28 protein-coding genes and 1 other annotated feature are annotated in these 25344 nt (G+C 67.3%); of the genes, 7 read left to right on the top strand and 21 right to left on the bottom strand.

Features of this window, described 5'->3' with window-relative positions:
- Nucleotides 1–23: 23 nt before the first annotated feature.
- Complete coding sequence (locus Q9R14_RS16015; RefSeq protein ID WP_039244844.1) at nt 24–509, bottom strand: peroxiredoxin; 486 nt, start codon at nt 507–509, stop codon at nt 24–26.
- A gap of 129 nt (nt 510–638) precedes the next feature.
- On the opposite strand from Q9R14_RS16015, the gene Q9R14_RS16010 reads away from it, so the two are divergent.
- Nucleotides 639–1208: a YqgE/AlgH family protein gene (locus tag Q9R14_RS16010; RefSeq protein WP_161639543.1), complete on the top strand. Its 570-nt coding sequence runs from the start codon at nt 639–641 to the stop codon at nt 1206–1208.
- 22 nt (nt 1209–1230) lie between these two features.
- Here the strand turns inward: Q9R14_RS16010 and Q9R14_RS16005 are convergent, their stop codons facing one another.
- From Q9R14_RS16005 to Q9R14_RS15985, 5 genes are all read right to left on the bottom strand, one after another.
- Nucleotides 1231–2064, bottom strand: coding sequence for an outer membrane protein (locus tag Q9R14_RS16005; RefSeq protein ID WP_306003027.1), 834 nt, complete (start codon nt 2062–2064; stop codon nt 1231–1233).
- A gap of 142 nt (nt 2065–2206) precedes the next feature.
- Nucleotides 2207–3907: a bifunctional protein-serine/threonine kinase/phosphatase gene (locus Q9R14_RS16000; RefSeq protein ID WP_306003026.1), complete on the bottom strand. Its 1701-nt coding sequence runs from the start codon at nt 3905–3907 to the stop codon at nt 2207–2209.
- Between the two features lie 42 nt (nt 3908–3949).
- Nucleotides 3950–4732, bottom strand: a complete 783-nt coding sequence (locus Q9R14_RS15995) for a sulfite exporter TauE/SafE family protein (RefSeq protein WP_306003025.1) — start codon at nt 4730–4732, stop codon at nt 3950–3952.
- Nucleotides 4733–4736: 4 nt separating this feature from the next.
- Entirely contained in the window at nt 4737–5285 is a 549-nt protein-coding gene (locus Q9R14_RS15990; RefSeq protein ID WP_306003024.1) for a rhodanese family protein, read from the bottom strand.
- 5 nt (nt 5286–5290) lie between these two features.
- On the bottom strand, nt 5291–5623 hold the full coding sequence (locus Q9R14_RS15985; RefSeq protein ID WP_017505741.1) for a helix-turn-helix transcriptional regulator: 333 nt from the start codon (nt 5621–5623) through the stop codon (nt 5291–5293).
- Between the two features lie 71 nt (nt 5624–5694).
- Here Q9R14_RS15985 and Q9R14_RS15980 point away from each other — a divergent pair, with 71 nt between their 5' ends.
- Nucleotides 5695–6561, top strand: coding sequence for an MBL fold metallo-hydrolase (locus Q9R14_RS15980; protein WP_306003023.1), 867 nt, complete (start codon nt 5695–5697; stop codon nt 6559–6561).
- Between the two features lie 3 nt (nt 6562–6564).
- On the opposite strand, the gene Q9R14_RS15975 is transcribed toward Q9R14_RS15980, so the two are convergent.
- Genes Q9R14_RS15975 through Q9R14_RS15965 form a run of 3 tightly spaced genes read right to left on the bottom strand, consistent with a single transcriptional unit; the run spans nt 6565 to nt 9485 of the window.
- Nucleotides 6565–8232 carry a bifunctional diguanylate cyclase/phosphodiesterase gene (locus Q9R14_RS15975; RefSeq protein WP_045809768.1) on the bottom strand — a complete coding sequence of 556 codons (1668 nt, stop codon included), beginning with the start codon at nt 8230–8232 and terminating at the stop codon, nt 6565–6567.
- A 31-nt stretch (nt 8233–8263) separates the two neighbouring features.
- On the bottom strand, nt 8264–8842 hold the full coding sequence (locus Q9R14_RS15970) for a GNAT family N-acetyltransferase (protein WP_039244861.1): 579 nt from the start codon (nt 8840–8842) through the stop codon (nt 8264–8266).
- A 37-nt stretch (nt 8843–8879) separates the two neighbouring features.
- The gene (locus tag Q9R14_RS15965; protein WP_306003022.1) at nt 8880–9485 is read right to left on the bottom strand and encodes a helix-turn-helix domain-containing protein; all 606 of its coding nucleotides are present in this window, start codon (nt 9483–9485) and stop codon (nt 8880–8882) included.
- A 47-nt stretch (nt 9486–9532) separates the two neighbouring features.
- Between Q9R14_RS15965 and Q9R14_RS15960 the strand changes: the two genes are divergently transcribed.
- From Q9R14_RS15960 to Q9R14_RS15945, 4 genes are all read left to right on the top strand, one after another.
- Complete coding sequence (locus tag Q9R14_RS15960; protein WP_306003021.1) at nt 9533–10369, top strand: metal-dependent hydrolase; 837 nt, start codon at nt 9533–9535, stop codon at nt 10367–10369.
- 76 nt (nt 10370–10445) lie between these two features.
- Nucleotides 10446–11942, top strand: coding sequence for a DUF1800 domain-containing protein (locus Q9R14_RS15955; protein ID WP_306003020.1), 1497 nt, complete (start codon nt 10446–10448; stop codon nt 11940–11942).
- Complete coding sequence (locus Q9R14_RS15950) at nt 11939–13120, top strand: DUF1501 domain-containing protein (protein ID WP_306003019.1); 1182 nt, start codon at nt 11939–11941, stop codon at nt 13118–13120. Before Q9R14_RS15955 ends, Q9R14_RS15950 begins: the two co-directional genes overlap by 4 nt.
- Nucleotides 13121–13169: 49 nt before the next feature.
- Nucleotides 13170–13233, top strand: a sequence feature (sul1 is cis-regulatory element that is thought to sense ions involved in sulfur or methionine metabolism; They are found in Alphaproteobacteria).
- A 58-nt stretch (nt 13234–13291) separates the two neighbouring features.
- Complete coding sequence (locus Q9R14_RS15945; protein ID WP_371929798.1) at nt 13292–14770, top strand: SulP family inorganic anion transporter; 1479 nt, start codon at nt 13292–13294, stop codon at nt 14768–14770.
- Nucleotides 14771–14773: 3 nt separating this feature from the next.
- Here Q9R14_RS15945 and Q9R14_RS15940 read toward each other — a convergent pair whose 3' ends face one another.
- Nucleotides 14774–14965 carry a hypothetical protein gene (locus Q9R14_RS15940; protein ID WP_017505732.1) on the bottom strand — a complete coding sequence of 64 codons (192 nt, stop codon included), beginning with the start codon at nt 14963–14965 and terminating at the stop codon, nt 14774–14776.
- 238 nt (nt 14966–15203) lie between these two features.
- On the opposite strand from Q9R14_RS15940, the gene Q9R14_RS15935 reads away from it, so the two are divergent.
- Nucleotides 15204–15416, top strand: a complete 213-nt coding sequence (locus Q9R14_RS15935) for a cold-shock protein (protein ID WP_017505731.1) — start codon at nt 15204–15206, stop codon at nt 15414–15416.
- A 296-nt stretch (nt 15417–15712) separates the two neighbouring features.
- On the opposite strand, the gene Q9R14_RS15930 is transcribed toward Q9R14_RS15935, so the two are convergent.
- The 11 genes from Q9R14_RS15930 to ctaD all read right to left on the bottom strand — a co-directional run bounded on the left by Q9R14_RS15930 (nt 15713) and on the right by ctaD (nt 25331).
- On the bottom strand, nt 15713–16267 hold the full coding sequence (locus tag Q9R14_RS15930) for an NAD(P)H-dependent oxidoreductase (RefSeq protein ID WP_306003017.1): 555 nt from the start codon (nt 16265–16267) through the stop codon (nt 15713–15715).
- Nucleotides 16268–17258: 991 nt separating this feature from the next.
- Complete coding sequence (locus Q9R14_RS15925; RefSeq protein ID WP_306003016.1) at nt 17259–18473, bottom strand: pitrilysin family protein; 1215 nt, start codon at nt 18471–18473, stop codon at nt 17259–17261.
- A gap of 55 nt (nt 18474–18528) precedes the next feature.
- The gene (locus Q9R14_RS15920) at nt 18529–19269 is read right to left on the bottom strand and encodes an SURF1 family protein (protein ID WP_306003015.1); all 741 of its coding nucleotides are present in this window, start codon (nt 19267–19269) and stop codon (nt 18529–18531) included.
- On the bottom strand, nt 19266–19667 hold the full coding sequence (locus tag Q9R14_RS15915) for a DUF983 domain-containing protein (protein WP_306003014.1): 402 nt from the start codon (nt 19665–19667) through the stop codon (nt 19266–19268). Before Q9R14_RS15915 ends, Q9R14_RS15920 begins: the two co-directional genes overlap by 4 nt.
- On the bottom strand, nt 19664–20572 hold the full coding sequence (locus Q9R14_RS15910; RefSeq protein WP_055806286.1) for a cytochrome c oxidase subunit 3: 909 nt from the start codon (nt 20570–20572) through the stop codon (nt 19664–19666). The genes Q9R14_RS15915 and Q9R14_RS15910 overlap by 4 nt, the downstream gene beginning before the upstream one ends.
- Nucleotides 20573–20686: 114 nt before the next feature.
- Nucleotides 20687–21400 (bottom strand): hypothetical protein, encoded by a 714-nt coding sequence (locus Q9R14_RS15905; RefSeq protein WP_306003013.1) that lies wholly within the window; start codon nt 21398–21400, stop codon nt 20687–20689.
- 73 nt (nt 21401–21473) lie between these two features.
- A complete protein-coding gene (locus Q9R14_RS15900) occupies nt 21474–21887 on the bottom strand; it encodes an NUDIX domain-containing protein (RefSeq protein ID WP_306003012.1) in 414 nt (137 codons plus the stop codon).
- A complete protein-coding gene (locus tag Q9R14_RS15895; RefSeq protein ID WP_017505722.1) occupies nt 21887–22423 on the bottom strand; it encodes a cytochrome c oxidase assembly protein in 537 nt (178 codons plus the stop codon). The genes Q9R14_RS15900 and Q9R14_RS15895 overlap by 1 nt, the downstream gene beginning before the upstream one ends.
- A complete protein-coding gene (locus tag Q9R14_RS15890) occupies nt 22420–22590 on the bottom strand; it encodes a hypothetical protein (RefSeq protein WP_017505721.1) in 171 nt (56 codons plus the stop codon). Before Q9R14_RS15890 ends, Q9R14_RS15895 begins: the two co-directional genes overlap by 4 nt.
- Nucleotides 22591–22594: 4 nt before the next feature.
- Nucleotides 22595–23560: a heme o synthase gene (gene cyoE, locus Q9R14_RS15885; RefSeq protein ID WP_306003011.1), complete on the bottom strand. Its 966-nt coding sequence runs from the start codon at nt 23558–23560 to the stop codon at nt 22595–22597.
- 88 nt (nt 23561–23648) lie between these two features.
- Nucleotides 23649–25331: a cytochrome c oxidase subunit I gene (gene ctaD / locus Q9R14_RS15880; RefSeq protein ID WP_017505719.1), complete on the bottom strand. Its 1683-nt coding sequence runs from the start codon at nt 25329–25331 to the stop codon at nt 23649–23651.
- Nucleotides 25332–25344: the final 13 nt, after the last annotated feature.

Genomic DNA, 25344 nt, shown 5'->3' with positions numbered 1-25344 from the left:
GCAGTAGCGTGGATTGATCCAATTTAGAGCTGCGCCAGCAGATGCTCGGCCGAGGACACCTTGAACTCGCCGCCCTGTTCGATGTTCAGCTGCTCGACCACGCCGTCCTTGACCAGCATGGAATAGCGCTGCGAACGTTCGCCCAGGCCGAAGCCCGAACCGTCCAGCACCAGACCCAGGGCGCGGGTCAGTTCGCCGTTGCCGTCGGCCAGCATGACGATGCTGTCGTCGGTGATGCCCTGGCTCTCGCCCCAGGCCTTCATGACGAAGGCGTCGTTGACCGAGATGCAGGCGACCGTATCGACGCCCTTGCCCTGGATGTCGGCCAGGTGATCCTTGAAGCCCGGCAGGTGACGCGCCGAGCAGGTGGGGGTAAAGGCGCCGGGCACGGCGAACAGGGCCACGGTCTTGCCGGCGAAGATGTCGTCGGTGCTGACGGGCTTGGGGCCCTCGGCGGTCGCTTGGGCGAGGGTTGCGTTCGGGATGCGATCGCCGATCTGGATGGTCATGTCTGTCTCGCTGAGGTTTGAGGCCGGCCCGTTTCAACGGCCGTGTGCGACACATAGACACCACGGGCGACACCGCAAGCGCCGGTTCGGCTTGCTTGCGCCGCTTTCCGGACGGATGATGCCAGGATCATGAGCCAAGCCTCCACCCTGACCGGCCGACTGCTGGTCGCCATGCCCGGGATCGACGACGCCCGGTTCGAGCACGCCGTCATCCTGATCTGCGCCCACGGGCCGGATCACGCCATGGGCCTGCGGCTGGATCGACCGGCGCCGGGCGTGGATCTGAAGACGGTTCTGGACAAGCTGCACGCGCCGGCGCCCGATCAATCCATCGGTCGCGCGGTCCTGATGGGCGGACCGGTCGAGCGCGAGCGCGGCTTCGTGCTGCATACCGACGACTGGACGGTGGGCGACGACACCCTGGCCTTCGGCGACGGTCTGGCGATGACCGGCACGCGCGAGGCGCTGGCCGCCATGACCGACGAAATCGCCGGTCCGCGCCGCTCGGCCCTGCTGCTGGGCTATGCCGGCTGGGGCGAGGGGCAGTTGGAGGAAGAGCTGGCCGACAACGTCTGGCTGACCGCCGACGCCGATCTGGACCTGATTTTCGACGGCGAACACACGTCGAAATGGACGCGCGCCCTCGCCCAGTTGGGCGTGGACGCGGCCATGCTGTCGAGCCAGGGCGGCCGGGCCTGACGCCAGACCGCCCGCTTGACGATTAGAAGCGGTAATTCATGCCGATGCGGAACATGTGCGTTCCGAACTTGCCGTTGCTGCGGATCATGTCGGTGCCCGTGGTGTTCGGAGCCGAGATGAACGGGTTGCCGGGAGGCGTCGTGCCGGTGTTGCCGACGCGGATGACCGGGCTGTCGACGTCCAGCGAAGTGTAGAGGTATTCGCCGCTGACCGTCAGACCGCGACCCAGGGCGTATTCCACGCCGCCGCCGGCCTGCCAGCCGTCGCCGTCATCGCCTTCGCTGGTTTCAGTGAAGCTGTTGGCCTGGTTCGAGGTGCGGAACTTGTTTTCGAACTTGCCATAGGCGTAGCCGCCGGTGCCATAGATCAGCGCCGGACCGGCTGCATAGCCCAGCTTCAGGCGGGCGGCTGCGGTGCTCTCCAGCTCACGCGTGAAGGTGTAGAAGGCCGGGGTGGTCGAGAAGCCGGTCACCGAATCCTGGACATTGTTGACGCTGTATTCCGCCAGGGCGCCGACGACGAAGTTGCCGAACTGCATATCGTAACCGGCGCGAACGCCCGCTTCGACGCCGTCGTTGTCGTCACGGCAGCCGGTGGTGGGAACGGTGCTGGTCGCCGTTCCGCCGCAGAAGCCGGGGCTGAAGGCGTTGCCGAGGGCCGTCGTGACCTGATCGCCGTAGCGGCCATCCAGATTGCGGTCGAAACCGAGGTTTTCGTCGCCGTCGTCGTTCGACTGGTTGTAGCCGCCGAAGATGCCGATGTAGGGGCCGGACCAGTCGGGGGCGACGGACTGGGCCAGGGCGGGGGTGGAAACCATGGCCAGGGCCAGGGCGCTGGAGGCGAGGGTCTTGATCATTTGGGGGGAGGCTTTCGTGCCGAGAAGTGCGGGCGCGACATCCCCGCTCGCCGTCACAAAAGCCAAACTCGGCCACAGGTTCCCAAGCTTTTGCCCCGCCAAATGTCGCACATCCGATCGCTGAGATTGAGCGTATGGGCGGCTAGCGCGTCGCCATCGACACCAGAAAGGCGATCAGCAGTACCAGGCTGACGCCCTGCCAGAATCGCACCGGATCGCGCTCGATCAGGGACAGCTGGCGCGGCGGCGGGGCGGCGACGGCGCTGCCGGTCTCCAGCACATGGATCAGTTCCTCGACATCCTCGAACCGCTCGTTCGGATCGACGGAGACGGCGCGCATGATGGCCGCCTCCAGCCAGGCGGTCATATCCGGCCGGTGTCGCGTCGGCGGTGCGGGCGCCCGGTCGAAGCGCGGCGCATCGGCCGGATCCACCTCGCCCCACGGATAGGTGCGGGTGAACAGGCGATACAGCGTCACCCCCAGGGCGAACTGATCGGTCGCGGCGTCGCCGCTCTCGCCCGCATACATTTCCGGCGCCTTGTAGCCGGCGGTGCCGGGCGCCTCGGCCTCGGCGAACTCCTCGGCCAGCCGCAGGCGTGCGACGCCCAGGTCGACCAGTTTTAGCCCGCCCTGTGTCTCTAGGATCACATTGTCCGGCTTGATGTCGCGGTGCGTCACCCCCGCCCGGTGCAGGACCGAAACCGCCCGCGCTAGGCGCAGCGCAACGCCGATCCCTTCGGCGATTTCAAACGGCCCCTCCTCCGCCAACCGTGCATGCAAGGTCTGACCGGCATGGAAGGGCTGGGCGATATAGAGCCGGCTCTGGCGACCCGCATCAAGGCTCAGCACCTTGCCGACAAAGGGGCTGTCGATGCGCCGCCCGATAAAGGCTTCGCGCAGAAAGGCGGTGCGCGCGCCGCGCTCGGACACCACGGCGGGCTTGGGAAACTTCAGCACCACCATGCCCGCGTCGCGCAGCGTATCCTTCGCCAGAAACAGGGTCGTATAGCGCCCGTCCGCCACGATCCGCTGAAGCGCGAACCCGTCGACATTATCGCCCACGGCGGGCGGCGGCAGGATGGCCAACCCTTCCGCCTCGGCGGTGATCGCCTCCCAGTCGGGCGCGCCGGTGCGGACCACGTCGATGACGATGACGGTGGCGTTGTCGCGCGGCCCGGCCGCCTCGACCTCGGCCAGGATCGCCTTGGCGTCCGCGTCGGGCGAACTGCGCCGTCCCAACAGGCCGGCGATCACCGCATCGGCCAACACTCCATGCACACCGTCGGTGGTCAGCAGCAGACGGTCATGCGGCTCCAGCCGCACTTGCCGCACATCCAGCTTCACATCCGCCTCGATGCCGACGGCGCGGTACAGCACATGGCTGAGCCCCTGCTGGGCGCGCGTGTGGTCTTCCGTCAGCCGCGTCAGAACGCCATCGCGGAAATGCCAGGCCCGGCTGTCGCCGACATGAAGCGCCGTCGCCTCGCGCCCGCGCAGGATCAGGGCCGTAAATGTCGTCGCCGCCCCCTCCATGGCCGGATCGATCCGCGCGCGCGAATGGAGCCAGCGGTTGAAACCCCTCAGCGCCTTGACGCCGTTGGCGGCGATGCCGTTCAGCGGGTTCTGATCCAGATAGCCGTCGATGAAGCTGCGCGTCGTCAGCTCCGCCGCCATCCGCCCGGCCTTGGATCCCGACACCCCGTCGGCGATCACCGCCACCACCCCGTGTTCGCGCTGCTCGGCCGCCGTGCCGATGTGGACGCCGCCGAAATCCTGATTATCCGCCTTGGGCCCCTGCAAGGTCGCAAAGCCGGCGGCGATCTCCAGTCTGGCGTCGGTCATGGGCGGAACTGTCGTCGAAAGACGGCCCGCTGAACAGAGGTGTCAGAGCGCCAGGACGGCGCGCACCGCGACATAGGCGGCGACCACCAGGATCAGGCCCGCAAACAGGATGCGACCAAGCCGGGCGTTCGATCCCAGCCGGCGCGCCAGCGGCAGACCCGCCGCCGTCCCGGCGACCCCGCCGACCGCCATGGCGGCGACCAGGCCCGGATCGACCCAGCCGGACAGCGCATAGTTGCCCGCCGTCGTCGCCCCGAACGCGGCCACGCTGAGCAAAGACGTCGCCTGGGCGGTCGCCAGGCTCATGCCCGTCGATGCCATCAGGCCGGGCACGATCAGAAAGCCGCCGCCGATGCCGAAGAAGCCTGCAGCCGAGCCGACGCCGGCGCCCGCCATGCCGACGCGCGGCGACATCGACCAGTTCAGCCGGGGCTCGTCCCGCGCGACCGCCGCCTTGGGACGCAGCATCGACACGCCCACGGCCGCCATGGCGACAGCGAAGATCAGCAGCAGCTGATGGCCGTCGATCATCTTGGCCAGGGACGAACCGAACCACGCCCCGGCCGCGCCGGTGATGGCGAACAGGGTCGCGCAGGGCCAGCGCACCCGCCCTGCCCTGGCATGACCGGCCAGAGCCGTCAGGGCGTTCAGCGCCACCCCCGCCGCCGACACGCCGATGGCGACATGGGGATCGGCGACGCCGACGACATAAAGCAGCAGCGGCACGGCCAGAACCGACCCGCCGCCGCCGAACAGGGTCAGCAGCAGGGCGACGACGCCGCCGCTGAAGGCGGTCAGGACCAGCGGGGTCAGTTCCGTCGTCATCGTTTTATGCCGCTCTTGTCACGGGCCGGGTCGCGGTCCTGTTCCAGGGCATCACGGCCAGCAGCCGCGCCATGCCGCAAAAGCCCGTTGCGCCCGCGACGAACAGACCGGCCCCGACAAAGGCCGAAAGGCCCCAGAAGGCCGGATGCACCAGCAGCCCCAGCGCCGCTCCGATCAGGATCAGCCCGCCCGCGACCATCTGCACCTGACGCATCAGTTCGATCGGCTTTGAACGATCGGCATGGGTGGCCAGGCCCTGCGCCTTCCAGGCGTCAAGCCCGCCCTCCAGAACAAAGGCTTGGCCCGTCGTCTTGGCCGCCAGACGGTCGCAGTTGACGCCCGTCCGATTGCCGGTCCGGCAGGTGAAGATGACGTCGCGGCCGTCGACGCCGGCGGGCGTAAAGGCGTCGAAGGCCGACAGCGGCGCATGGACGGCGCCGACGACATGCTCTCTGGCGAACTCATCCGGCTCGCGAATGTCGACCAGCACGGCTGTGTTCTGCTTCAGCCGGCGCGAAACCTCAGCGGGGGAGAGGGGGGTCAGGACGCTCATGGGGATCATGCCTTTTCGGAGGAAACAGGGGGACAATAGATTTCGGCCAGCACGGCGATGACCTTCAGGACGGCCGGATCGGCGATGCGATAGAAGATGGTCGTGCCGTCTCGACGGGTGCTGACCAGCGCCTCGTCGCGCAGCTTGGCCAGGTGCTGGGACAGGGCCGATTGCGACAGGCCGACCTGGGGCAGCAGTTGGCCTACGGACATCTCGCCCTCGCCCAACTGACACAGGATCATCAGCCGCTTCTCGTTGGACAGCGCGCGCAGCAACGCCGCCGCCTCGCCGGCGCTGGCCTGGAAACGCTCAAGTCCGATGGTCTGAAGGTCGATCATGGGGCGCAATATATGCGCACTTGCTAAATAAGCAATGTCTAATATATTGGATTGCGAAAGGAGCGTCCTCCATGACCCAATCCCCCGACGTCCGCGGCTTTTTCGATCCCGCGACCCACACCGTCACCTATCTGGTCAGCGACCCCGCGACGGGTCACGCGGCGATCATCGACCCCGTCCTAGACTTCGACGCGCCCTCGGCCCGCACGTCGACGCGGTCGATCGACGCCGTCATGGCGGCGCTGCGGTCGGAGGGGCTGAAACTGGCTCTGGTGCTCGAAACCCACGCCCACGCCGACCACCTGACGGCGGCGGCGCACCTGCGTGCGACGACGGGCGTGTCGATCGGCATCGGCGGGCGGATCACCCAGGTTCAGTCCGCCTTCGGCCCTCTGTTCGGCGCCGACGATGTGCGCCCGGACGGCGCGCTGTTCGATCATCTCTATGCAGACGGCGACGCCTTTGCGCTGGGCGATCTGACAATGGAGGTGATCCACACGCCCGGCCACACCCCCGCCTGTGTCAGCTACCGGATCGGCGATGCGGTGTTCACCGGCGACACCCTGTTCATGCCCGACTATGGCACGGCGCGAACGGACTTCCCCGGCGGCGACGCCCGGACCCTGTATCGCTCGATCCAGCGCCTGCTGGCCCTACCCGACGACACCCGCATCTTCGTCGGCCACGACTACCTGCCCCAGGGCCGCGCCGACTACCGGTTCGAGACCACCGTGGCCGAACAACGCGCGCACAACATCCACATCGGCGGCGGCGTATCGGAAGACGCCTTCGTCGCCATGCGCGAGGCCCGCGACGCCACCCTGGGCGCGCCGCAACTGATCCTGCCCTCGCTTCAGGTCAATATCCGCGCCGGCGACCTGCCGCCCCCGGAAGCCAACGGCCAGCGCTACCTGCGCCTGCCCCTAAACGCGATCTAAGCCCTAGGCCGACCGCTGCTTCAGCGGCGCGGTGCCGTCGGCCAGGCTTTCGGCCAGATAGACCTCGGCCTCCTGCGCCGGCAGGGCGGGGGCATAGCCGAAGCCCTGGCCGTAGTGGCATTGGGCGTCCAGCAGCAGGCGGGCCAGTTCGGCGTTCTCCACGCCCTCGGCGACGACTTCCAGCGACAGGTCGCGGCCCAGGTTGACCACCGACTTGACGATCTTGGCCGAACCCTCGTCCTTGTTCATCGTCAGCACGAAATAGCGGTCGATCTTCAGCGTATCGAAGGGCAGGCGCGCCAGATAGGACAGGGACGAGAATCCGGTGCCGAAATCGTCCAGCGCCAGCGACGCTCCGACATCCTTCAGCGACTGCAGCACCTCGGCGGCGCGCGCGGTGTCGCGCATGATGTCGCCCTCGGTGACCTCCAGCTTCAGCGCGCCCTTGGGCAGGCCGGTTTCCTTGATGATGCGCGCCACGTCCTCGCACAGGTGCGGGCGCTCGATCTCGCCCACCGACAGGTTGACGCTGCAGAACAGCTTGCCGGCCAGCGGATGGCGTTCGATCCATTCGGCCAGCTGCCGCGCCGACTGGGTCATCATCAGCAGGCCCAGGTCGTTCATCATCCCAAGGTCGGCGGTCAGGCCCAGGAACTCGTCCGGCGGCACCAGACCCCGGCGCGGGTGACGCCAGCGCGCCAGCGCCTCGAAACCGGCGACGGCCCCGGTGTTCAGGTTCACGATGGGCTGGAAGAAGGGCACGATCTCGCCGCGCACGAAGGCGTTCCTCAGATCCGCCTCCAGCGCTAGACGGCTCAGGCTGTCGCTTTCCAGCGCCCGGCCATAGGCGGCCGATCCGCCGCGCCCGGCGCCCTTGGCCGATTCCACCGCCAGCTCGACCCGGCGCAACAGTTCGGCGGCGTCGGGCGCATCCGGCCCACCCTCCACCATCACCGCCCCGATCGAGACGGTCGGATAGATGTCGAAGCCCGCGACCCGCAGCGGCTGCTCCAGCGCGTCACGCACGCGGTAGCTGGTGTGCGAGGCGGTCTTGGGGACGATGATGGCGAACTCATCCTCGCCGATCCGCGCGGCCGAGGCGTCCTTGTTGAAGGCGGCGGCCAGACGCGAGCCCAGGGCCGACAGCACCAGGTCGGTCCGCTCATGCCCCAGCGCCTCGTTCAGGCGCCGCAGCCGGTCCACGTCGCCGACCACGATTTCGTATTCGCCGGGCTGGGTCAGCACCTCGCTGACGCGGGCCAGGAAGGCGCGACGATCCAGCAGGCCCGTCAGCGTATCGCGGTCCGATCCGGCGAACTTGGTCTCCAGCGCCACGACGCCGGCGGCGCGCAGGCCGTCCTCCAGCCAGACGCCGCGCCACAGACAGGTCTCGGACCCGCGCATCCGCAGACGCACGGCGATCTCGGCGCCCTCGTCCTGGGGTTTGAGCATCCGCTCGGCCAGACTGCGATCCTGCGGCATGGCCAGGGCGACGAATCCGGCGGCCGTGCATTCCGGCGCAAGCGGCCCCAGGCCCAGCGATCGCGTCGCGCCGGTGAACCGCAGCTCGTCCGCCGCGGGCGTCCAGACCCACAGGGCCGTTTCGGCGGCGGCCAGCGCCTCGATGGCGGTCGTGGCGTCCCAGGCCAGCGATCGGGATCGTGGTGTCACGCGTCTCGCCCTTCCAGACGGCCCCCGGCCGTCAACGCTCGTCCTCGACCAGGCCGAACAACAAATGGTCTGCCCACTCGCCGTTAATTTTCAAATAAGCGCGAGCCCGACCTTCGTTGCGAAAGCCGGACTTCTCCAGCACCCGTCGCGACCCGTGGTTGGTGGGCAGACAGGCCGCCTCCAGCCGGTGCAGCTTCAGCTTGTCGAACGCATAGCCGACGACGGCCCGAACGCCGGCCGTCGCCACGCCCTGACCGGAAAACGGCTGACCGATCCAGTAGCCCAGCGTCCCCGTCTCGGCGACGCCGCGCCGCACGTTCGACAGGGTCACCGCCCCCGCCAGGGTCTTGCCGTCCTGCACGAAAACGAAGAAGGGCCAGGCGTTGCCCAGCTCCATCTCGCGCGCATAGATCGACAGCCGGCGCCGGAAGGCCGCCTTGGTCAGGTCGTCCTCGGGCCAGGCCGGCTCCCACGGCTGCAGATAGTCGCGCGAGCCGTCGCGAAGCGTGGACCAGGCGGCGTAATCGGCGGCGCGCGGCGGGCGCAGCAGCACGCCGTCCCCCCGGATCACGGGCCCGGCCACATCGCTCATCCAGTCCAGAAGCGCCATTGATGGGGACTATAGCATCAAGATTCGGCTCTGAACCTTACGGTTCGGCCAAAAGTGTCGCGGTCAGCTTCAGCGCCAGGTCACGGCCCAGCCCCTCGGGCGCGCCCAGCATCGGCGTCAGGATGTCCCCGATCAGCCCCTCGGCGAAGGCCATATAGGCCGCCGTCACCACCAGGGCCTTGGCCCGCTCGGCCGCCCTGGGATCATCTGGCGCCATGGCCGCCAGCCGTTCGGCCAGATCGCGCACCACCTCGGCGAAGCTCTCCGCCCGGCCCTGCTCGCGCGCCAGCGCCAGCCAGGCCGCCATCTGCGAGGCGCCACCCGGTCCGAAGGCGTCGAACACGACGCTCATCAGCCGCCCCGGCTCGACGCCGTCGCGGCCCTCTCCCGAGCCCTCGTTCAGGCCGGCCTCGATCCGCTGCGCCAGATCGCGCACCATCGCATCCATCAGCGCACCCTGAAGCCCGGCCGCCGAGCCGAAATGATGGATCAGATTGGCGTGCCCCACGCCCATCCGTTCGCCCACCGCTTTCAGCGTCACCGCCGCCGGCCCGCCGGTCAGCAGCAGGTCGCGCGCCGCCTCCAGCGCCTCTTCGCGCGCCACCGCCCCGCGCCGTCGCTTTACCAGACCATTAGTTGACATTGATGTCAGTTAACTCCATCCTCCGCTCGAAATCGAGGAGCAGAACCATGGCGAAATCCGCCACCCCCGCCGACCTCCAGATCAAGCCGCGCGACCTGCATATCGACCGCGAGGCTCCGACGCCACGCTGGTGGCTGAACGGCGACCCGTTCGGCACCGCCGTGATGAACGCCCTCAGCCTGACCTTCCCCGACGGCGAGCGGTTCTTCATCCAGTCGGTCAAGCGGTTCGCCAAGGACGCGCCCCCGGCCCTGGCCGCCGATATCCGCGCCTTCACGGTCCAGGAGGGCGCCCACACCCGCGAGCACATGGCCTTCAACGCCATCACCGAACGCGCCGGCTACGACACCGCCGAGATCGAGGCCTATGTCACCGCCCGTCTCGACATCGCCCGCGCCCGTCCGGCCCTGGCCCAGTTGGCGGCGACCATGGCGCTGGAGCATTTCACCGCCGCCTTCGCCCATCGGCTGCTGGCCGATCCGGAGCTGCTGAAGGGCTCGCCCCACGACCTGGCCCGCCTGTGGCGCTGGCACTCCATCGAGGAGATCGAGCACAAGGGCGTGGCCTATGACGTCTTCCTGCACGCGACCCGGGACCTCAGTCCGCTGAAGCGCTGGCGCATCCGGCGCTGGGCCATGTTCCTGACGACGCTGCTGTTCACCCGCACGGTGCGCGAGACGACCTTCATGCTGCTGAAACAGGACGGCATCGTCGGCTGGCGCGCGCGTCTGGGCCTGTTCCGCTGGCTGTGGCTGAAGCCGGGCCTATATCGCCGGATGATCGGCGACTACCTGGCTTTCTACAAACCCGACTTCCACCCGTGGCAGGTCGACGACCGCGACCTGATCGCGAACGCGGAGGCCGGCCTGGCCCAACCGGCCTGACTCTCAAATCCGACCCCGCGACGGAGTTTTCGCCCAAAGGCGTTACAGTGTGCGGGGGACGGACGAGGAGAAGGCCATGGCTTCATCACCGACCGACGCCGCCGTCGCCCTGACCCGCCTGGGTCTGGGCGCCCGGCCTGGCGAGATCGACCGCGTCGCCGCCGATCCGCGCGGCTGGGCCACGGCCCAGATTCGTTCCCAGGGCGCGCCACAGCCGTCGGGCCAGTTCGCCGACACCACCGAACGCGTCGCCCAATACATCGACTACCAGAGCGACGCCGGCCTGGTCCGCCGCGACCGACGCGCCGCGGCTCCGGCGACGGCCGATGCCGCACCCTCCCCTGCCCCCGCTTCCGGTATGCCGGACGCCGCCGATCCGCAGGCCGTCGCCCGGCGCGAAGCCCGTCAGGCCGCCCGCCGCGACATCACCCAGGACACGGCGCAGGAGTTCCTGGCCCGCGCCCAGCTCGGCGTGACCACCGACGACGGCTTTGCCGAGCGCTGGGCCCTGTTCTGGTCGAACGCCCTTACCGTCTCGGCCGCCAAGTTCGCCAGCGGCGCCTTCGTCGGCCAATACGAGCGCGAGGCCATCCGCCCCCACGTCTTCGGCCGGTTCGAGGATCTGGTCCTGGCCGCCGAACAGCATCCCGCCATGCTTCTGTATCTGGATCAGGCCCGCTCGGTCGGTCCCGACAGCATGGCCGGCGCGCGCCGCAACGCCGGGCTGAACGAGAACCTGGCCCGCGAGATGATGGAGTTGCACACGCTCGGCGCCGACGGGGGCTATACGCAGGGCGACGTGACCGAACTGGCGCGGGCCTTGACCGGCTGGTCCATTCCCGCCGCTCGCGACCAGCGTCAGCCCAACCGTCCCCGCCGCGCGCGCAACATGGCCGCCCAGGCCGAGCCCGGTCCCGACGGCTTCGTATTCCGCGCCAATGTCCACGAACCCGGCGCCCGCACGGTGATGGGCAAGACCTATCCGGCGGCGGGCCTGGCCCAGGGCCAGGCCATCCTGCGCGACCTGGCCCGGCATCCGGCGACCGGCAAACGCCTGTCGCGCCGTCTCGCCGCTCATTTCGTCGCCGACGATCCGCCGCCCGCTCTGGTCGCACGGCTGGAAGCGGCCTGGACCGGCTCCGGCGGCGACCTGGCCCAGGTCGCCCGCGCCTTGGTCGAGGCGCCCGAGACCTGGACGCCCCAGTCCGCCAAGATCAAGACGCCCTACGATTTCATCGTCTCGGCCAACCGCGCGCTGGGCACGCGACCGCAGCGGATCCAGCCGCTGCGCCAGCCCCTGCTCGACATGGGTCAGCCGCCTTTCTCGCCCCCGTCGCCCGAGGGCTGGCCCGATACGGCCGCCGACTGGGCAGGTCCTGACGCCCTGGTCAAACGGCTGAATTGGTCGCGCACCGCCGCCGATCTGGCGCACGCGAGCGATCCAAACGCGGTCGCCGCAGCCGCCCTCGGACCGTGCCTCGGCGAACGCACCCGCCTCGCCGTCGCCCGCGCCGAAAGCCGGCCCGAGGCCCTCACCCTTCTGTTCATGTCGCCGGAGTTCCAACGCCGATGACCGCCCCCAACTTGAACCGCCGCCATCTGCTGGCCGCCGCCTCCGCCGGGGTCGGCCTGGCCTTCGCCGGCCGCGTCGCCGCCCAGACCGGCGGCCCGGCCAACAAGATGGTCGTCGTCATCGCGCGCGGCGCCATGGACGGCCTGTCCGTCACCGCGCCTTACGCCGATCCGAACTACGTCCCCTTGCGCGGTGGTCTGGCCATCGCCGCGCCCGGCGAGGCGAACGGCGCCCTGGCCCTGAGCGAAGGCTTCGGCCTGCATCCGGCGCTGGCCGGCCTGCACGCCCTCTATGGTCAGGGTCAGATGCGGTTCGCCCCCGCCGTCGCCCTGCCCGTGCGCATCCGCTCGCACTTCGACGCCCAGGACGTGCTGGAGAACGGCGGCGAAGGTCTGCGCCAACAGTCCGACGGCTGGCTGAACCGCGCCATCGTCGCGGCTGGCGGAACGTCGCTGAAGGGCCTGTCGATCGGCGCCCAGACCCCGCTGATCCTGCGCGGCGACGCGCCGGTGTCCAGCTGGGCGCCCGGCGGTTTGGTGCGCGACGGCGACCGCATCGCCTCCTTGCTTCAGGACCTCTATGTCGAGGATCCGATGCTGGGCCAGAACCTGGCGCGGGGTCTCGCGACCGAGCAGCTGGTCGGCATGGAGAGCGGCGACCAACGCCTGCGTCGCAACGACGTCCAGGGCCTGGGCCAGGCCGTCGCCAGGCTGATGACAGGACCGCAGGGCGCCGACATCGTCGCCGTCTCGCTGGACGGCTGGGACACCCATGCGGGCCAGCGCGCCCAGCTTCAGACGCGGCTGACGGGCCTGGATCAACTGGTCACGGGCCTGAAGGACGGCCTGGGCGAGACCTGGTCGCGCACGGCGGTCATCGTCGCCACCGAGTTCGGCCGCACCGCCCGCGCCAACGGCACGCAAGGCACTGACCATGGCACCGGCTCGTCGCTTCTGCTGGCGGGCGGTGCGGTCAAGCGCGGCGGCCCCATCGGCGACTGGCCAACCCTGGCCGACAACCGCCTGTTCGAGAACCGCGACCTGGCCCCGACCCTGGACATCCGTTCGGTGTTCAAGGGCGTGCTGCGCGATCACATGGGCCTCGACCGCGCCGCGCTGGACGCCCGCGTCTTCCCCGGCAGCGCCGCCGAGGCGCCGGCGATGAACGGTCTGGTCTAGCCGCCACGCTTGCTTTTTGCGGCGCAACATCGCATCAGGACACCATCACCTTGGACCCGGCCCTGTTCGCAGGCGACGGGTGGCTATCCCCGCCGCCGATCCGCTGGGAAACCGAGCCGCCGGAAACCGAAACGTCGGTCAGGCTCATCCAGATGAAATCCTGAAATGTCCATCATCGCCTCCGCGCGCCAGCAATGGCTCGCCAATCCTCGCCGCGATCTTCTGGCGGGGACCGTCGTGGCCCTGGCCCTGATCCCCGAAGCCATCGCCTTTTCCATCATCGCCGGCGTCGATCCCGCCGTCGGCCTCTACGCCAGCGTGGTCATCGCCGTGACCATCGCCTTCGTCGGCGGGCGGCCGGCCATGATCTCGGCCGCGACCGGCGCCATGGCCCTGCTGATGGTCACGCTCGTGCGCGACCACGGGCTGGAATATCTGTTCGCCGCCTCGATCCTGTGCGGCGTGTTCCAGATCGTCATCGGCCTGCTGAAGCTGGGCCGCTACATCAAGTTCGTCAGCCGCAGCGTCATGACCGGCTTCGTCAACTCCCTGGCCATCCTGATCTTCCTGGCCCAGATGCCCGAGCTGATCGGTCGGGGCTGGATCACCTACGCCCTGGTCGCGGCGGCCCTGGTCGTCATCTACGGCTTTCCGCGCATCACCAAGGCCGTGCCTTCGCCCCTGGTCGCCATCGTCGCCATCAGCGCCCTTGTGATCGTGCTGAAGCTGGACGTGCGCACCGTCGGCGACATGGGCCAGATGCCGACCAGCCTGCCGATGTTCCACCTGCCCGCCGTCCCGCTGACGTGGGAGATGCTGGTCATCATCGCGCCCATCTCGGCGACCCTGGCCTTCGTCGGCCTGCTGGAAAGCCTGCTGACCGCGAACCTGATCGACGACATCACCGACACCCCGTCGGACAAGGATCGCGAGACGCGCGGCCAGGGGATCGCCAACATCCTGTCGCCCCTGTTCGGCGGCATGGCGGGCTGCGCCATGATCGGCCAGTCGATGATCAACGTCACCTCGGGCGCGCGCGGGCGTCTGTCCACCCTGTGGGCCGGGCTGTTCCTGCTGTTTTTGATGCTGGCGCTTCAGACCTGGGTCGCCCGGATCCCGATGGCCGCCCTGGTCGCCGTCATGATCATGGTCTCGATCGGCACCTTCGACTGGTCCTCGGTGATGAAGCTGCGCTCCACCCCGCTTCAGTCGTCCATCGTCATGATCGCCACCACCGTGACGGTCGTCGCCACTCACGACCTTTCAAAGGGCGTCATCCTGGGCGTGCTGCTGTCGGCGATCTTCTTCATGCGCAAGGTCGGCAAGACCATCGCCGTGACCGAGGTTCCGACGCCGGAACCGGGCGTGCTGCGCTACCGCGTCTCAGGCCAGCTGTTCTTCGCCTCCGCCGATCTGTTCGCCGCCAGCTTCGAGCATCACGGCCAACCCACGCGCGTCGAGATCGATCTCGGCGACGCCCATCTGTGGGACCTGACCGGGGTCGCCGCCGTGGACAAGGTCGTCTTCCGCTACCGCCGTCAGGGCGCGGACGTGCAGGTCACGGGCATGAACGACGCCGCCCGCACCCTGGTCACGCGGGTGGGGCGGTTCGAGAAGATGCATTTGCCGGAGGGCGCCGGCGCGCATTAGGGATCAGGCGGCTTCGGGCTTTGGCATCTTGCAGATGCGGTTCAGGTCGGCGCGGATCGAGCTGCCCTGGAAATGCGAGATTTCGGCGCCCGAATAGCCCTCGCCCGACAGCGCCTTGACGACGTCGCCGGTGTTCAGACAATCGTTGGTGCGGGCGAGCTGATAGGCGCGCTCGACGACGTGGGTGCGGTTCATGGGATGGCCTTTCGTGCTGTTCGGTAACGCACCCCAAGCTAAACCGTTCCGATCATTGGATTTTCGGACCCGTCGCCCCAAGCTTGCATCCACAGCCAATATCTGCGCACATAGGGCTCGTCGATCTCTCTGCGTAACGCCCACTCTCTCTGCGAACGCACGAGTCAAGGCCGCTCCCATTCAGACCCGACAGGCCGCAGGGACGTTCCCTCGGTCAATTTCTAACGGAGGTCTCAAAATGGCTACCGGCACTGTCAAATGGTTCAACGCCACCAAGGGCTACGGCTTCATCCAGCCTGAAGATGGCGGCAAGGACGTCTTCGTTCACATCTCGGCTGTCGAAGCCGCCGGCCTGCGCGGCCTGGACGAAAACCAGAAGGTTTCCTACGAGCTGGAACGCGACAAGCGTTCGGGCAAGGAATCGGCTGGCCAGCTGCAAACCATCGGCTGATTTCAGCCTCACGGCTGAACTGGCGACGGCGGCTCCTCACGGAGCCGCCGTTTTCAATTCCGGGCTCGGTTAGATAGCGGAAACGCTGTTTCGAACATCTGCTAACGGTTGAAGACGGTCTCTGCACCAGAGATGGGAAGCGTCAGATGACCGCTCGCGCGAGACTTATTATGGCGACCAGAAACAGGGCTGCGAGAGCGGCGTAGAAGGCCCGCTTTCGTAAGGGGCTGCCCCATCGCTTCCGCTCTGAGTCATTCATTGATTCCACCCCGTCATTCCGACAGCGTAAAACGGTCTCACGCCTTCGTCTTGTCGATCCAGGCGGCGAAGGCGTCGGTGAAGCTTTTCAGGAAGGCCTTGGTGTCGTCCTTCTTCAGCTTTCCGTTCTCGTCCAGCAGGTCGGCGACATTGCCGATATAGGCCTCGGGCTGCTGCATGGTCGGCATGTTCAGGAACACCAGCGGCTGGCGCAGGTGGTGGTTGGCGCCGAAGGCCGCGACGGCGCCGGGCGAGACGCTGACGATGGCGGCGGGCTTGCCCTGCCAGATGCTGTGGCCGTAGGGGCGCGAGCCGACGTCCAGGGCGTTTTTCAGCGCGCCGGGAATGGAGCGATTGTATTCGGGCGTAACGAACAGCACCGCCTCGGTCGTCGCCACCTCCTCGCGGAACCGCTCCCAGGCCGGCGGCGGATTGTCGGTCTCCAGGTCGGGATCATAGAGCGGCAGGTCGCCGATCTCGACCGGCTCGATCTCCAGCCCCGGCTCGGCCAAAGCCTTCATCTCCATGCCGATGGCGCGCGAATAGGAGCCTTTGCGCAGGCTGCCGACGATCAGGGCGACCCGGACGGTCATGAAAGGTCTCCGGGCTGGACGGGTTCAAGCGCCAGCATAACCGATCCCGGCGGTCGGATGTTCCGTTCTATCCGTTAGCCGTCCGCCTGCGCGGAAAGCAGAAATACGACGGGCTGTTAGGGGTGGCTTTCAGCCTCATGCTTCACCACCGAAAACGGACGCTCGCCACGCGAGCGAAACACGTCATACGATATAGGCTCGCTACTTTTGCGCGATCTTCTTTGTTGGCATAGCGCTGAAATGCCATGACCGGCATTGGAGGAGACTGCAATGAGCATTGTAAAAGTCGCAATGATGTCAGCTGTTTTCGCTGGCTCACTCATCGTAGGGTACACGCCCCCTACTCAAGCCCAAGCGTTCGCCGAGGCAGAGTGGGTCTGCTAGTATGATAGAGCGACGCTTAAGTTGTTATATTGTCAGTGGGAAACGTCTGACGCTACGGTCGATTGATCACGAAATACGAAGTAATCATCATGAAACGCTTCGCCATCGTCGCATTGTTTATAGTGGCTGGATGCACCACGAATCCCAAGGTCGCTCTCCCTCCACCGACATGCAGCGATGGCCTAGCTAATCTTAGGTTCTACCAGGGCCGAACCAATCTTGATCGAACGACGGTGTCGTCTCTCGATTGGGTTGCTAGGATAGTCGCGCACTGCGACGTGACTGACTTCTCAGTCTACGGGCTGCCAAGTCCCTCAACCAGAACCGCTGAAGGCAGGCGCGCTTTGTCAGTTGCGCAAGCTTTGGAGGCGAAGAAAATGCCTTCGCCAACCTACGATAATTCGGATGACGATGCCCGCCTCCAGCCAGTCTTGGCATTCAAAGCCAAGCCTCGGTCACACCAATAGCAGCAATGATTATTATGCAGTGCGGCTTCGACAGTTTGTCACCGCTTGGCGCTAAGCCTCAGCTGCTCGCATTGCCCATGAGAAAGCGCCAAGCAGTCGCGCAGCCTTGGTCGCAGCGCTGAACGTCAAGCTCCAAAAACCTAACCCGCGAACAAGGCCGCCGCGAACGCTTCGCCTACTGGTGCGGCCGACTTCGGGCCCAGGACGGCGCTGGCCGCCTGGCCTGACGCCAGCACCCGGCCGCCGACGGCGCGCACGTCCTCGATCGTCTGGGCTTCCAGTTGTTCGGTCATCGACAGGCTGGCGCGCGGGGCGCCGAAGATCAGGGTTTGTGCGGCGTTGCGCCCGGCCCGACTCATCGGGTTTTCGTCCGACATCCATAGGCCGGCCTTCATCACCGCCTTGGCCCGCGACAGCTCCTTTTCGGTCGGCCCGACCTCGGCCAGGGCCCGCACCTCGGCCGCCGAAACCTCGGCCAGTTCCTTCGCCCGATCCGCCGCCGCCCCGGCGTAGATGCCCAGCACGCCCGTATCCTCGTACGGCTCCTGATAGGCGTCGATGGCGTAGGCCAGGCCCCGCTCCTCGCGCGCGCTTTGGAACAGGCGCGACGCCATGCCGCCGCCCAGGATCTCGCCGAACAGCCGCATGGCCGACAGCGCCGGATCGGTCGCGGACAGGGCGGGCAGCTGGAACACCAGATTGGCCTGTTCGATCTTGCGCGTCAGCCTGGCATGGCCGCCGACGAAGGCGGCCGGCGCGGGCGCATCGGCCGGCGTCGCGACCGCATCGCCGAACCAGCGCTCGGCCAGGGCCAGCAGTTCGGTCTCGTCCACCGCGCCTGAGACCGACACCACCATCCGGTCGGGCGAATACAGCCGCGCGCGCCACGCCTCGACCGACGCCTTGTCGGCCGGCTTCAAGCTGGCGACCGAGCCCAGGATGGGACGGCCCAGCGGTTGTTTGGCGAAGGCGCGCGTCTGCACCATCTCGAACACATGGTCGTCGGGCGTGTCGAAGGCCTCGGCGATCTCCTGGGCCACCACGTCCTTCTCGCGCTCGATCTCGGCTGGGTCCAGCGTGGGGCGAAACACCAGGTCCGACAGCACCTGCATGGCCAGCGGCAGCGAGCCGTCCAGCCCCCGCACCTCGAAACTGGTCCGCTCATAGCCGGTAGAGGCGTTGATCGTGCCGCCCTCAGCCTCGATCCGCTCGACGATCTCGCGCGCGGCCATGTCGCCGGCGCCCTTGAACACCAGATGCTCCAGCAGGTGCGACCAGCCGGAGCGATCCAGCGGCTCCCACCGCGCCCCGCCCTTGACGGTGACGACGACGGCCAGGGTCTTCAGCCCCGGCATCGGATCGCAGATGACGCGAACGCCGTTGGACAGGGTGTGCAGGGAAGTCAGGACTTTAGTCTTTCCTATCGCCGCGCACGCGAGGCGCGGCTGCTTGAGGACCGTCTTTCTTGATGCGACGGCGAAGCAGGGCCACATAGAAACCCGCAAGCGCGATCGCCAGTCCGAACCACGTCAGGGCGTAACCGAAATGATTGTTGGAAAAGGCCGCAGGCGGCGCGGACGGCCTTAGCGCCGGGAACTCGGGATTGACGGCGGTGATGGCGAACACGGCCTCGGGTCGCACCGGCCCGGAGACGTTCAGCGCCCTGGCCATCTCCGCCGTGTCGCGCGCGTAGAAGCGGCCGTCGCGCGGCGCAGGGCTCATGGCGCCCGGCTTGTCGAAGGTGCGGAACTCTCCGACCATGACGAGCGGCAGGGTGGTTTCGACCACGCGCGGACGCGCCGTCACGCCGTCGCCGACGAAGCCGCGATCGACCAGCAGGGTGAAATCCGCGCCCGCCGGCTTGCACGCCGAGATCAGCCGCACCCCGGCCTCGCCGTCATGGATGCTCTGAAGCTCGACGAAGGGCGCGCTGGCCAGGCCGGGACAGACGATCAACGCCTTCCTGAACTCCAGATCCCCTTCCGCCAACACCTGCTCCAGCGGCGCGGGTGGTTTCGCCGCCGCCGCATCGGCCGCCGCGATCAGCCCTTCCTTCCACTTCAGACGCTCGACCTGCCACACGCCCAGCCCGATCAGCAGGATCAGGCCCAGCACCGTCAGCACGGTCAGGATCCACGGGAAACGCTTCATCGCTGGTTCCGATATTGCAGCCCGATCATCAGTCCCCGCCCCGGCCGCATCAGGGCCAGCGACAGGGCGACCACCAGCGGCAGCCAGACGATCAGATGCACCCACATGGGCGGATGGTATTTGATTTCGACGAACAGGGCCGAAAAGCCGACGATGAAGCCGGCGATCTGCATGATGAAGCTGGCGGGGCCGTCGCCCGTCTGGATGGTGGAATAGTTCAGACCGCAGGCCGTGCAGCCGGGCGCCACCTTCAGAAAGCCTGCGAACAGCGCGCCCTGGCCGCACCGGGGACAACGCCCCCAAAGCGCCCAGCGAACCGGCGTATCGGAAACGACCACGGCGCGGAACGATGGCTCGTCCCGCGCCGCTGCGATGTCTTCAGGACCGTCTTGGATCAACCGAAGACGACATAGACGAAGGCGAACAGGAACAGCCAGACCACGTCCACGAAGTGCCAGTACCAGGCGGCCGCCTCGAAGCCGAAATGCTTCTGCGGGGTGAAGTCGCCCTTCAGCAGGCGGATCAGGCAGACCGCCAGGAAGATGGTGCCGATCAGGACGTGGAAGCCGTGGAAGCCCGTCGCCATGAAGAAGATCGAGCCGTACAGGCCCGAGTTCACGGCCTCTTCGTTGAAGAACAGCTTCTCGTGCAGGATGTGGTTGTACTCATAGGCCTGGACGCAGGTGAACAGCACGCCCAGGGCCACGGTGATGATCAGGGCGATCTTGGCGCCCTTGCGGTCGCCGACCTGGATCGCGTGGTGGGCCCAGGTGACGGTGCAGCCTGAGAGCAGCAGGGTCACGGTGTTCAGCAGCGGCAGTTGCCACGGCGACAGGACCTCGACGCCCTTCGGCGGCCAGGTCGACCAGGCCTTGGCGGTATCGGCCCAGGTGCCGACTTCCGGCGTCAGGGCCCGCGATTCATGGAACAGGGCCATGTCGAAGAACATCCAGAAGAAGGCGACGAAGAACATCACCTCCGACGCGATGAACAGGATCATGCCGTAGCGCAGGCCCAGCGACACGACCGGCGTATGGTCGCCGGCCTTGGATTCCTTGATGACGTCCGCCCACCAGCAGAACGCCGAGATCAGCACGCCCGCCAGACCGGCGAAGAAGACGCCCGGCTTGCCTTCGGCCAGGAAGTTGGCGGCGATCGGGCCGCCGTCTGCAGGGGCCAGGCCCTTCATCCAGATCACCGCGCCGATGAACATGATGGTCGCAGCGACCGAGGACACCAGCGGCCAGGGGCTGGGCGCCACCAAGTGGTAGTCGTGCTGCGGAGTGGCGTGGGCGTCAGCCATGAATCGCGTCTCTTCGTCGGCCAGAGTCGGTTGTTATAGCGGCTATAGCGTTCGATTTTCCCCGACGCCAGAGCCACGCCGTCTTTCCGCCTTGTTCGGGCATGCGGACGGGGCTCAGCCCCTGCGGGCCATGGGATCGACGGGGTCGTCCGCACTGTCGGCCAAGGTGCCGCCCATGCCCATTCCCCCTCCCCCCACGCCAGCGCCCATCCCGCCGCCCATGCCGCCCCCGCCCCCGCCACGGCCGCCCGTAGCACCGGCGCCTGAGCCGCGGCCTCCGTTCGAGGACGGGCGCGTCGGGCCTTGCAAGGGCATGTCCGGTCCGGTCGGCACGGGCGCCAGGTCCAGCGCGTGGCGGATGAAGTCGCGCAGCGAAACGACCAGATCATGCGTCCGCACCGGCCGCCCGGCGACCAGTTCGCGCGCCGCCTGCTGCGCCAGCCGCACCTGCTCCTCGGTGCCCAGCAGAATGATATCCGCCAGACTGGCCTCGACCGCGTCGCGGATCCGCCGGGTCCGCTCCGACCCCGCCGTCGCCTCGGCGCTCAGATCCAGTCCCGCCTCGCCTTGCGAAAGGTTACGGCGGCTCAGGTCGCGCTTGTGCGTCGGATCGACGGTCAGGTCGCCGGTGAACGACCCGCCCAGAACCTTGTAGGCGGCGATCAGGGTCTTCAGCCGTTCGTTGATCTGGCGGTTCATCCGCTCGCGCCGCTGCTGGATGGTGAACATCATCACCAGCCGGATGCCCATGCCGATCAGCGTCACGAGCGCCAATCCGACCAGGGTCAGCAGCAGACTGTGCCAGTTGGTGAAATCCAGACCGCGCAAATCCCGTCTCCGTCTCCGCGTGCAGCGTGCACCTGGAGAGGAAACGCGCGCCGACGCGAACGGCGCCGCGCGATCAGACGTTCATCGCCGCGAACGCCTTGACCGAAAAGGCCGACAGCGGCTGGGGCAGGTCGTCCAGCGCGAACCAGCCGATCTCCGACAGCTTGTCCGGCTCGGTCAGCGTCGGCTCGCCGGCGAAGTCCCGGGTGACATAGATCAGCGACACCCAATGCTGGCCGTCGGCGGGAATGATCTCTTCGGCCAGGCACAGGAAATCGACCGCGCCGATCGTCAGGCCGCTCTCCTCCTCGGCCTCGCGGCGCGCGGCGTCGATGGAGCGTTCCATCAGGTCGACCTTGCCGCCGACGATGTTCCAGAACCCGGCCTCGGGCGCCTTCAGCCGTTTGCACAGCAAGACCCGCCCGTCGGCGCGCTGGATCACCAGGCCGCAGCCGACGCCGGGAAAGTCCACGCCCGGCTTGGCCATCAGGCTTTGGGGGCGTCCACGGACGGATAGAAGGTGTAGCTCAGGGTAATGTCGCGCGCGCCCTTGGCCTCACGGTCCGTGGCCAGTTCGGGGGCGATGAAATACTGGACCGGGAACTGGCGCGTCTCGCCTGCCGCCAGCGTCTGGTCGGTGAAGCAGAAGCATTGCAGCTTCTGGAAATACGGCCCCGTCTGCTCGGGCGAGACATTGTAGCTGGCGCGCACCTGGATCGGCTTGTCCGAGGTGTTGGTCACGTCGAAATAGGCCAGCCCCGTTTCGCCGATCCGCACCCGCTGAGTCGACTGCTCTGCGCGGAAGGTCATCGGCACGCCACGCACATTGGTGTCGAACCGCACCATCACCGTCTCGTCCAGCACCGTGTCGGAGGCCTTGTCGGCCTTCATCGTCGTGCCGCCGAAGCCCGTCACCTGACAGAACATCCGATAGAGCGGCACCGCCGCAAACGCCGCCCCGGTCATGCCCATCACGCCGAAGACGCAGATGATGGCGATCAGATTCTTGCGGCCCGCCTTCATGGCTGGGACGTCTCCACCGCCGTGGCCAGCGCCCGCTCGGCCGCCTGGTTCTGTTGCAGGCGCAGCACCGTGGTGGCGAACACCAGCACGATGAAGGCCACCAGCGCCGAGGCGATCCAGACGTTGCGACGCTTGCGCGCGCGAAGTTCCTCAGGCGTCAGACGCATGGTTTTACGCTCCCAGACCGGACAGAGCCTCGACCAGCAGCGCCGAGAACAGCGCCATCAGATAGAGGATGGAAAAGGCGAACAGGTCCCGCGCCGGTTTGGCCTGGACCTTGACGTCATACAATGCGGCTTCGCGTCCCACGGCCTCGGCCTTGTCCGGCTCGTCACCCGCGCGCGAGCGATAGAGACGCACCGCAAGGCCGAGGAAGCCCAGGCCGCCCGCGACCGACACGACCAGATAGACGATCCCGCCCAGGTCCGCGAAGGCCGGGGCGATCGCGACCGGCACGAAGACCAGGGTGTAGAGCAGGATCTGCAACCGCGTGGACTTGGCCCCGCGCGCCACCGGCATCATCGGAATGCCCGCCTTGGCGTAGTCGCCGGCCGAATACAGCGCCAGCGCCCAGCTGTGCGGCGGGGTCCACAGGAAGATGATCAGAAACAGCAGCCACGCCTGCCACGGCGCATGGCCCGTCGCCGCCGCCCAGCCAATCACGGGCGGAAAGGCGCCCGCCGCCCCGCCGATGACGATGTTCTGGGGCGTCCGGCGCTTTAGCAGCAGGGTGTAGAAGCCGGCGTAATAGACGATGGTCATGGCCAGCAGACCCGCCGCCAGCCAGTTCGCATTCATCCCCAGCAGCATGACCGAAAACAGGCTCAGGATGACGCCGAAGGCCATGGCGTCGTTCTTGCGGACGCGTCCCGCAGCGACCGGCCGGCCGCGCGTGCGCCGCATCAGGGCGTCGGTCTCGCCTTCCAGCGCCATGTTCAGCGCCCCGGCCGCCCCGGCGCCCACGGCGATGCACAGGATGGCGATGGCCGCGACCAGCGGATTGACCGATCCGGGCGCGACGATCAGCCCGGTCGCGGCGGTGAACACCACCAGCGACATCACGCGCGGCTTCAGCAGCTGGAAGAAATCCTCCGGCTGGGCGGTCGAGATGGCGGGGCGGGTCTGAACTTCGGTCATCGGTGAGGGCCGCATAGCATACCCAAATGAAGAAGGCCGCCCCTTCCGACGGAAAGAGCGGCCTTCGATTTCATATCTCTGGAAAGGCTTAGTGCTCTTCCGCCTTGATGACCGGCAGTTCGTTGAACTGGTGGGCCGGGGGCGGCGAGGACAGGGTCCACTCCAGGGTCGTGGCGCCTTCGCCCCACGGGTTGGCGACGCCCGGACGACGACGGATCGCCGCTTCGACCAGCATGATCAGGAAGACGATCACGCCGACGACGGTGACGGCATAGCCGATCGACGAGACGTGGTTCCACAGGGTGAAGGCTTCCGGATAGTCGATGTAGCGACGCGGCATACCCTGCAGACCCAGGAAGTGCTGCGGGAAGAACACCAGGTTCACGCCCACGAACATGATCCAGAAGTGGGTCGCGCCCAGGAACTCATTGTACTTCACCCCGAACATCTTCTCGAACCAGTAGTAGAAGCCCGCGAAGATGGCGAAGACGGCGCCCAGCGACAGCACATAGTGGAAGTGCGCCACGACATAGTAGGTGTCGTGCAGGCTGTAATCGATGCCGGCGTTCGACAGGACCACGCCGGTCACGCCGCCGACGGTGAACAGGAAGATGAAGCCGATCGCCCAAAGCATGGGCGTCTTGAAGCTGATGGACCCGCCCCACATGGTGGCGATCCAGCTGAAGATCTTCACGCCCGTCGGCACCGCGATGATCATGGTGGCGGCGATGAAATAGGCGCGCAGATTGATGCTCATGCCGACCGTGTACATGTGGTGCGCCCACACGATGAAGCCGACGAAGCCGATGGCCACCATGGCGTAGGCCATGGCCAGATATCCGAACACCGGCTTGCGGCTGAAGGTCGAGACGATGTGGCTGATGATGCCGAAGCCCGGCAGGATCAGGATATACACTTCCGGGTGACCGAAGAACCAGAACAGGTGCTGGTACATGATCGGGTCGCCGCCGCCGGCGGGATCGAAGAAGTGGGTGTGGAAGTTGCGGTCCGTCAGCAGCATGGTGATGGCGCCGGCCAGCACGGGCAGCGACAGCAACAGCAGGAAGGCGGTGATCAGCACCGACCAGGCGAACAGCGGCATCCGGTGAAGCGTCATGCCCGGCGCACGCATGTTCAGGATGGTGGTGATGAAGTTGATGGCGCCCAGGATCGAGCTGGCGCCCGCGACGTGCAGGGCGAAGATGGCCAGGTCGAAAGCGGGGCCGACGTGGCCCGTGGTCGACAGCGGCGGATAGGCCGTCCAGCCTCCGCCGAAGCCCTTGCCCGGTCCGCCGTCGGTGAACATCGACAGGATCAGCAGGCACCAGGCGGCGACCAGCAGCCAGAACGAAATGTTGTTCATGCGCGGGAAGGCCATGTCCGGCGCGCCGATCATGATCGGCACGAACCAGTTGCCGAAGCCGCCGATCATGGCGGGCATGACCATGAAGAAGATCATGATCAGGGCGTGGGCCGTGACGACGGCGTTGTAGCCGTGCTTGGACTGCTCCACGAGACCCAGCAGCTGGATCGACGAGCCTTCCTTGAAGATCTGGATGCCCGGCTCGGCCAGTTCCCAGCGGATCAGACCCGACAGGGCGCCGCCCACGATGCCCGCCATGATGGCGAACATCAGATACAGGGTGCCGATGTCCTTGTGGTTGGTGGACAGGAACCAGCGGGTGAAGAAGCCCAGCTTGTGGTCGTGATGGTGATCGTCGTGAGCGTGACCGATGTGGGTCGCGTCGCGGGTTACGGTAGCGTCAGCCATGTGTCTCTGTTCG

Origin of the sequence: Brevundimonas sp. C43 (assembly GCF_030732185.1) — a bacterium.
Lineage (GTDB): Bacteria > Pseudomonadota > Alphaproteobacteria > Caulobacterales > Caulobacteraceae > Brevundimonas > Brevundimonas diminuta_C.
This window is presented reverse-complemented; position numbering and strand designations above follow the sequence as displayed.

Coding starts and splice junctions, on each gene's coding strand:
- Q9R14_RS15925 (WP_306003016.1), bottom strand. CDS start 18,473: ATGCCGGGGCTGAAGACCCTGGCCGTCGTCGTCACCGTCAAGGGCGGG.
- Q9R14_RS15980 (WP_306003023.1), top strand. CDS start 5,695: ATGACCCAATCCCCCGACGTCCGCGGCTTTTTCGATCCCGCGACCCAC.
- Q9R14_RS15970 (WP_039244861.1), bottom strand. CDS start 8,842: ATGGCGCTTCTGGACTGGATGAGCGATGTGGCCGGGCCCGTGATCCGG.
- Q9R14_RS15895 (WP_017505722.1), bottom strand. CDS start 22,423: ATGAAGGCGGGCCGCAAGAATCTGATCGCCATCATCTGCGTCTTCGGC.
- Q9R14_RS16000 (WP_306003026.1), bottom strand. CDS start 3,907: ATGACCGACGCCAGACTGGAGATCGCCGCCGGCTTTGCGACCTTGCAG.
- Q9R14_RS16005 (WP_306003027.1), bottom strand. CDS start 2,064: ATGATCAAGACCCTCGCCTCCAGCGCCCTGGCCCTGGCCATGGTTTCC.
- Q9R14_RS15965 (WP_306003022.1), bottom strand. CDS start 9,485: ATGTCAACTAATGGTCTGGTAAAGCGACGGCGCGGGGCGGTGGCGCGC.
- Q9R14_RS15990 (WP_306003024.1), bottom strand. CDS start 5,285: ATGAGCGTCCTGACCCCCCTCTCCCCCGCTGAGGTTTCGCGCCGGCTG.
- Q9R14_RS15985 (WP_017505741.1), bottom strand. CDS start 5,623: ATGATCGACCTTCAGACCATCGGACTTGAGCGTTTCCAGGCCAGCGCC.
- Q9R14_RS15955 (WP_306003020.1), top strand. CDS start 10,446: ATGGCTTCATCACCGACCGACGCCGCCGTCGCCCTGACCCGCCTGGGT.
- Q9R14_RS15935 (WP_017505731.1), top strand. CDS start 15,204: ATGGCTACCGGCACTGTCAAATGGTTCAACGCCACCAAGGGCTACGGC.
- Q9R14_RS15960 (WP_306003021.1), top strand. CDS start 9,533: ATGGCGAAATCCGCCACCCCCGCCGACCTCCAGATCAAGCCGCGCGAC.
- Q9R14_RS15890 (WP_017505721.1), bottom strand. CDS start 22,590: ATGCGTCTGACGCCTGAGGAACTTCGCGCGCGCAAGCGTCGCAACGTC.
- Q9R14_RS15920 (WP_306003015.1), bottom strand. CDS start 19,269: ATGAAGCGTTTCCCGTGGATCCTGACCGTGCTGACGGTGCTGGGCCTG.
- Q9R14_RS16010 (WP_161639543.1), top strand. CDS start 639: ATGAGCCAAGCCTCCACCCTGACCGGCCGACTGCTGGTCGCCATGCCC.
- Q9R14_RS15940 (WP_017505732.1), bottom strand. CDS start 14,965: ATGAACCGCACCCACGTCGTCGAGCGCGCCTATCAGCTCGCCCGCACC.
- Q9R14_RS15995 (WP_306003025.1), bottom strand. CDS start 4,732: ATGACGACGGAACTGACCCCGCTGGTCCTGACCGCCTTCAGCGGCGGC.
- Q9R14_RS15910 (WP_055806286.1), bottom strand. CDS start 20,572: ATGGCTGACGCCCACGCCACTCCGCAGCACGACTACCACTTGGTGGCG.
- Q9R14_RS16015 (WP_039244844.1), bottom strand. CDS start 509: ATGACCATCCAGATCGGCGATCGCATCCCGAACGCAACCCTCGCCCAA.
- cyoE (WP_306003011.1), bottom strand. CDS start 23,560: ATGACCGAAGTTCAGACCCGCCCCGCCATCTCGACCGCCCAGCCGGAG.
- Q9R14_RS15900 (WP_306003012.1), bottom strand. CDS start 21,887: ATGGCCAAGCCGGGCGTGGACTTTCCCGGCGTCGGCTGCGGCCTGGTG.
- Q9R14_RS15950 (WP_306003019.1), top strand. CDS start 11,939: ATGACCGCCCCCAACTTGAACCGCCGCCATCTGCTGGCCGCCGCCTCC.
- Q9R14_RS15930 (WP_306003017.1), bottom strand. CDS start 16,267: ATGACCGTCCGGGTCGCCCTGATCGTCGGCAGCCTGCGCAAAGGCTCC.
- ctaD (WP_017505719.1), bottom strand. CDS start 25,331: ATGGCTGACGCTACCGTAACCCGCGACGCGACCCACATCGGTCACGCT.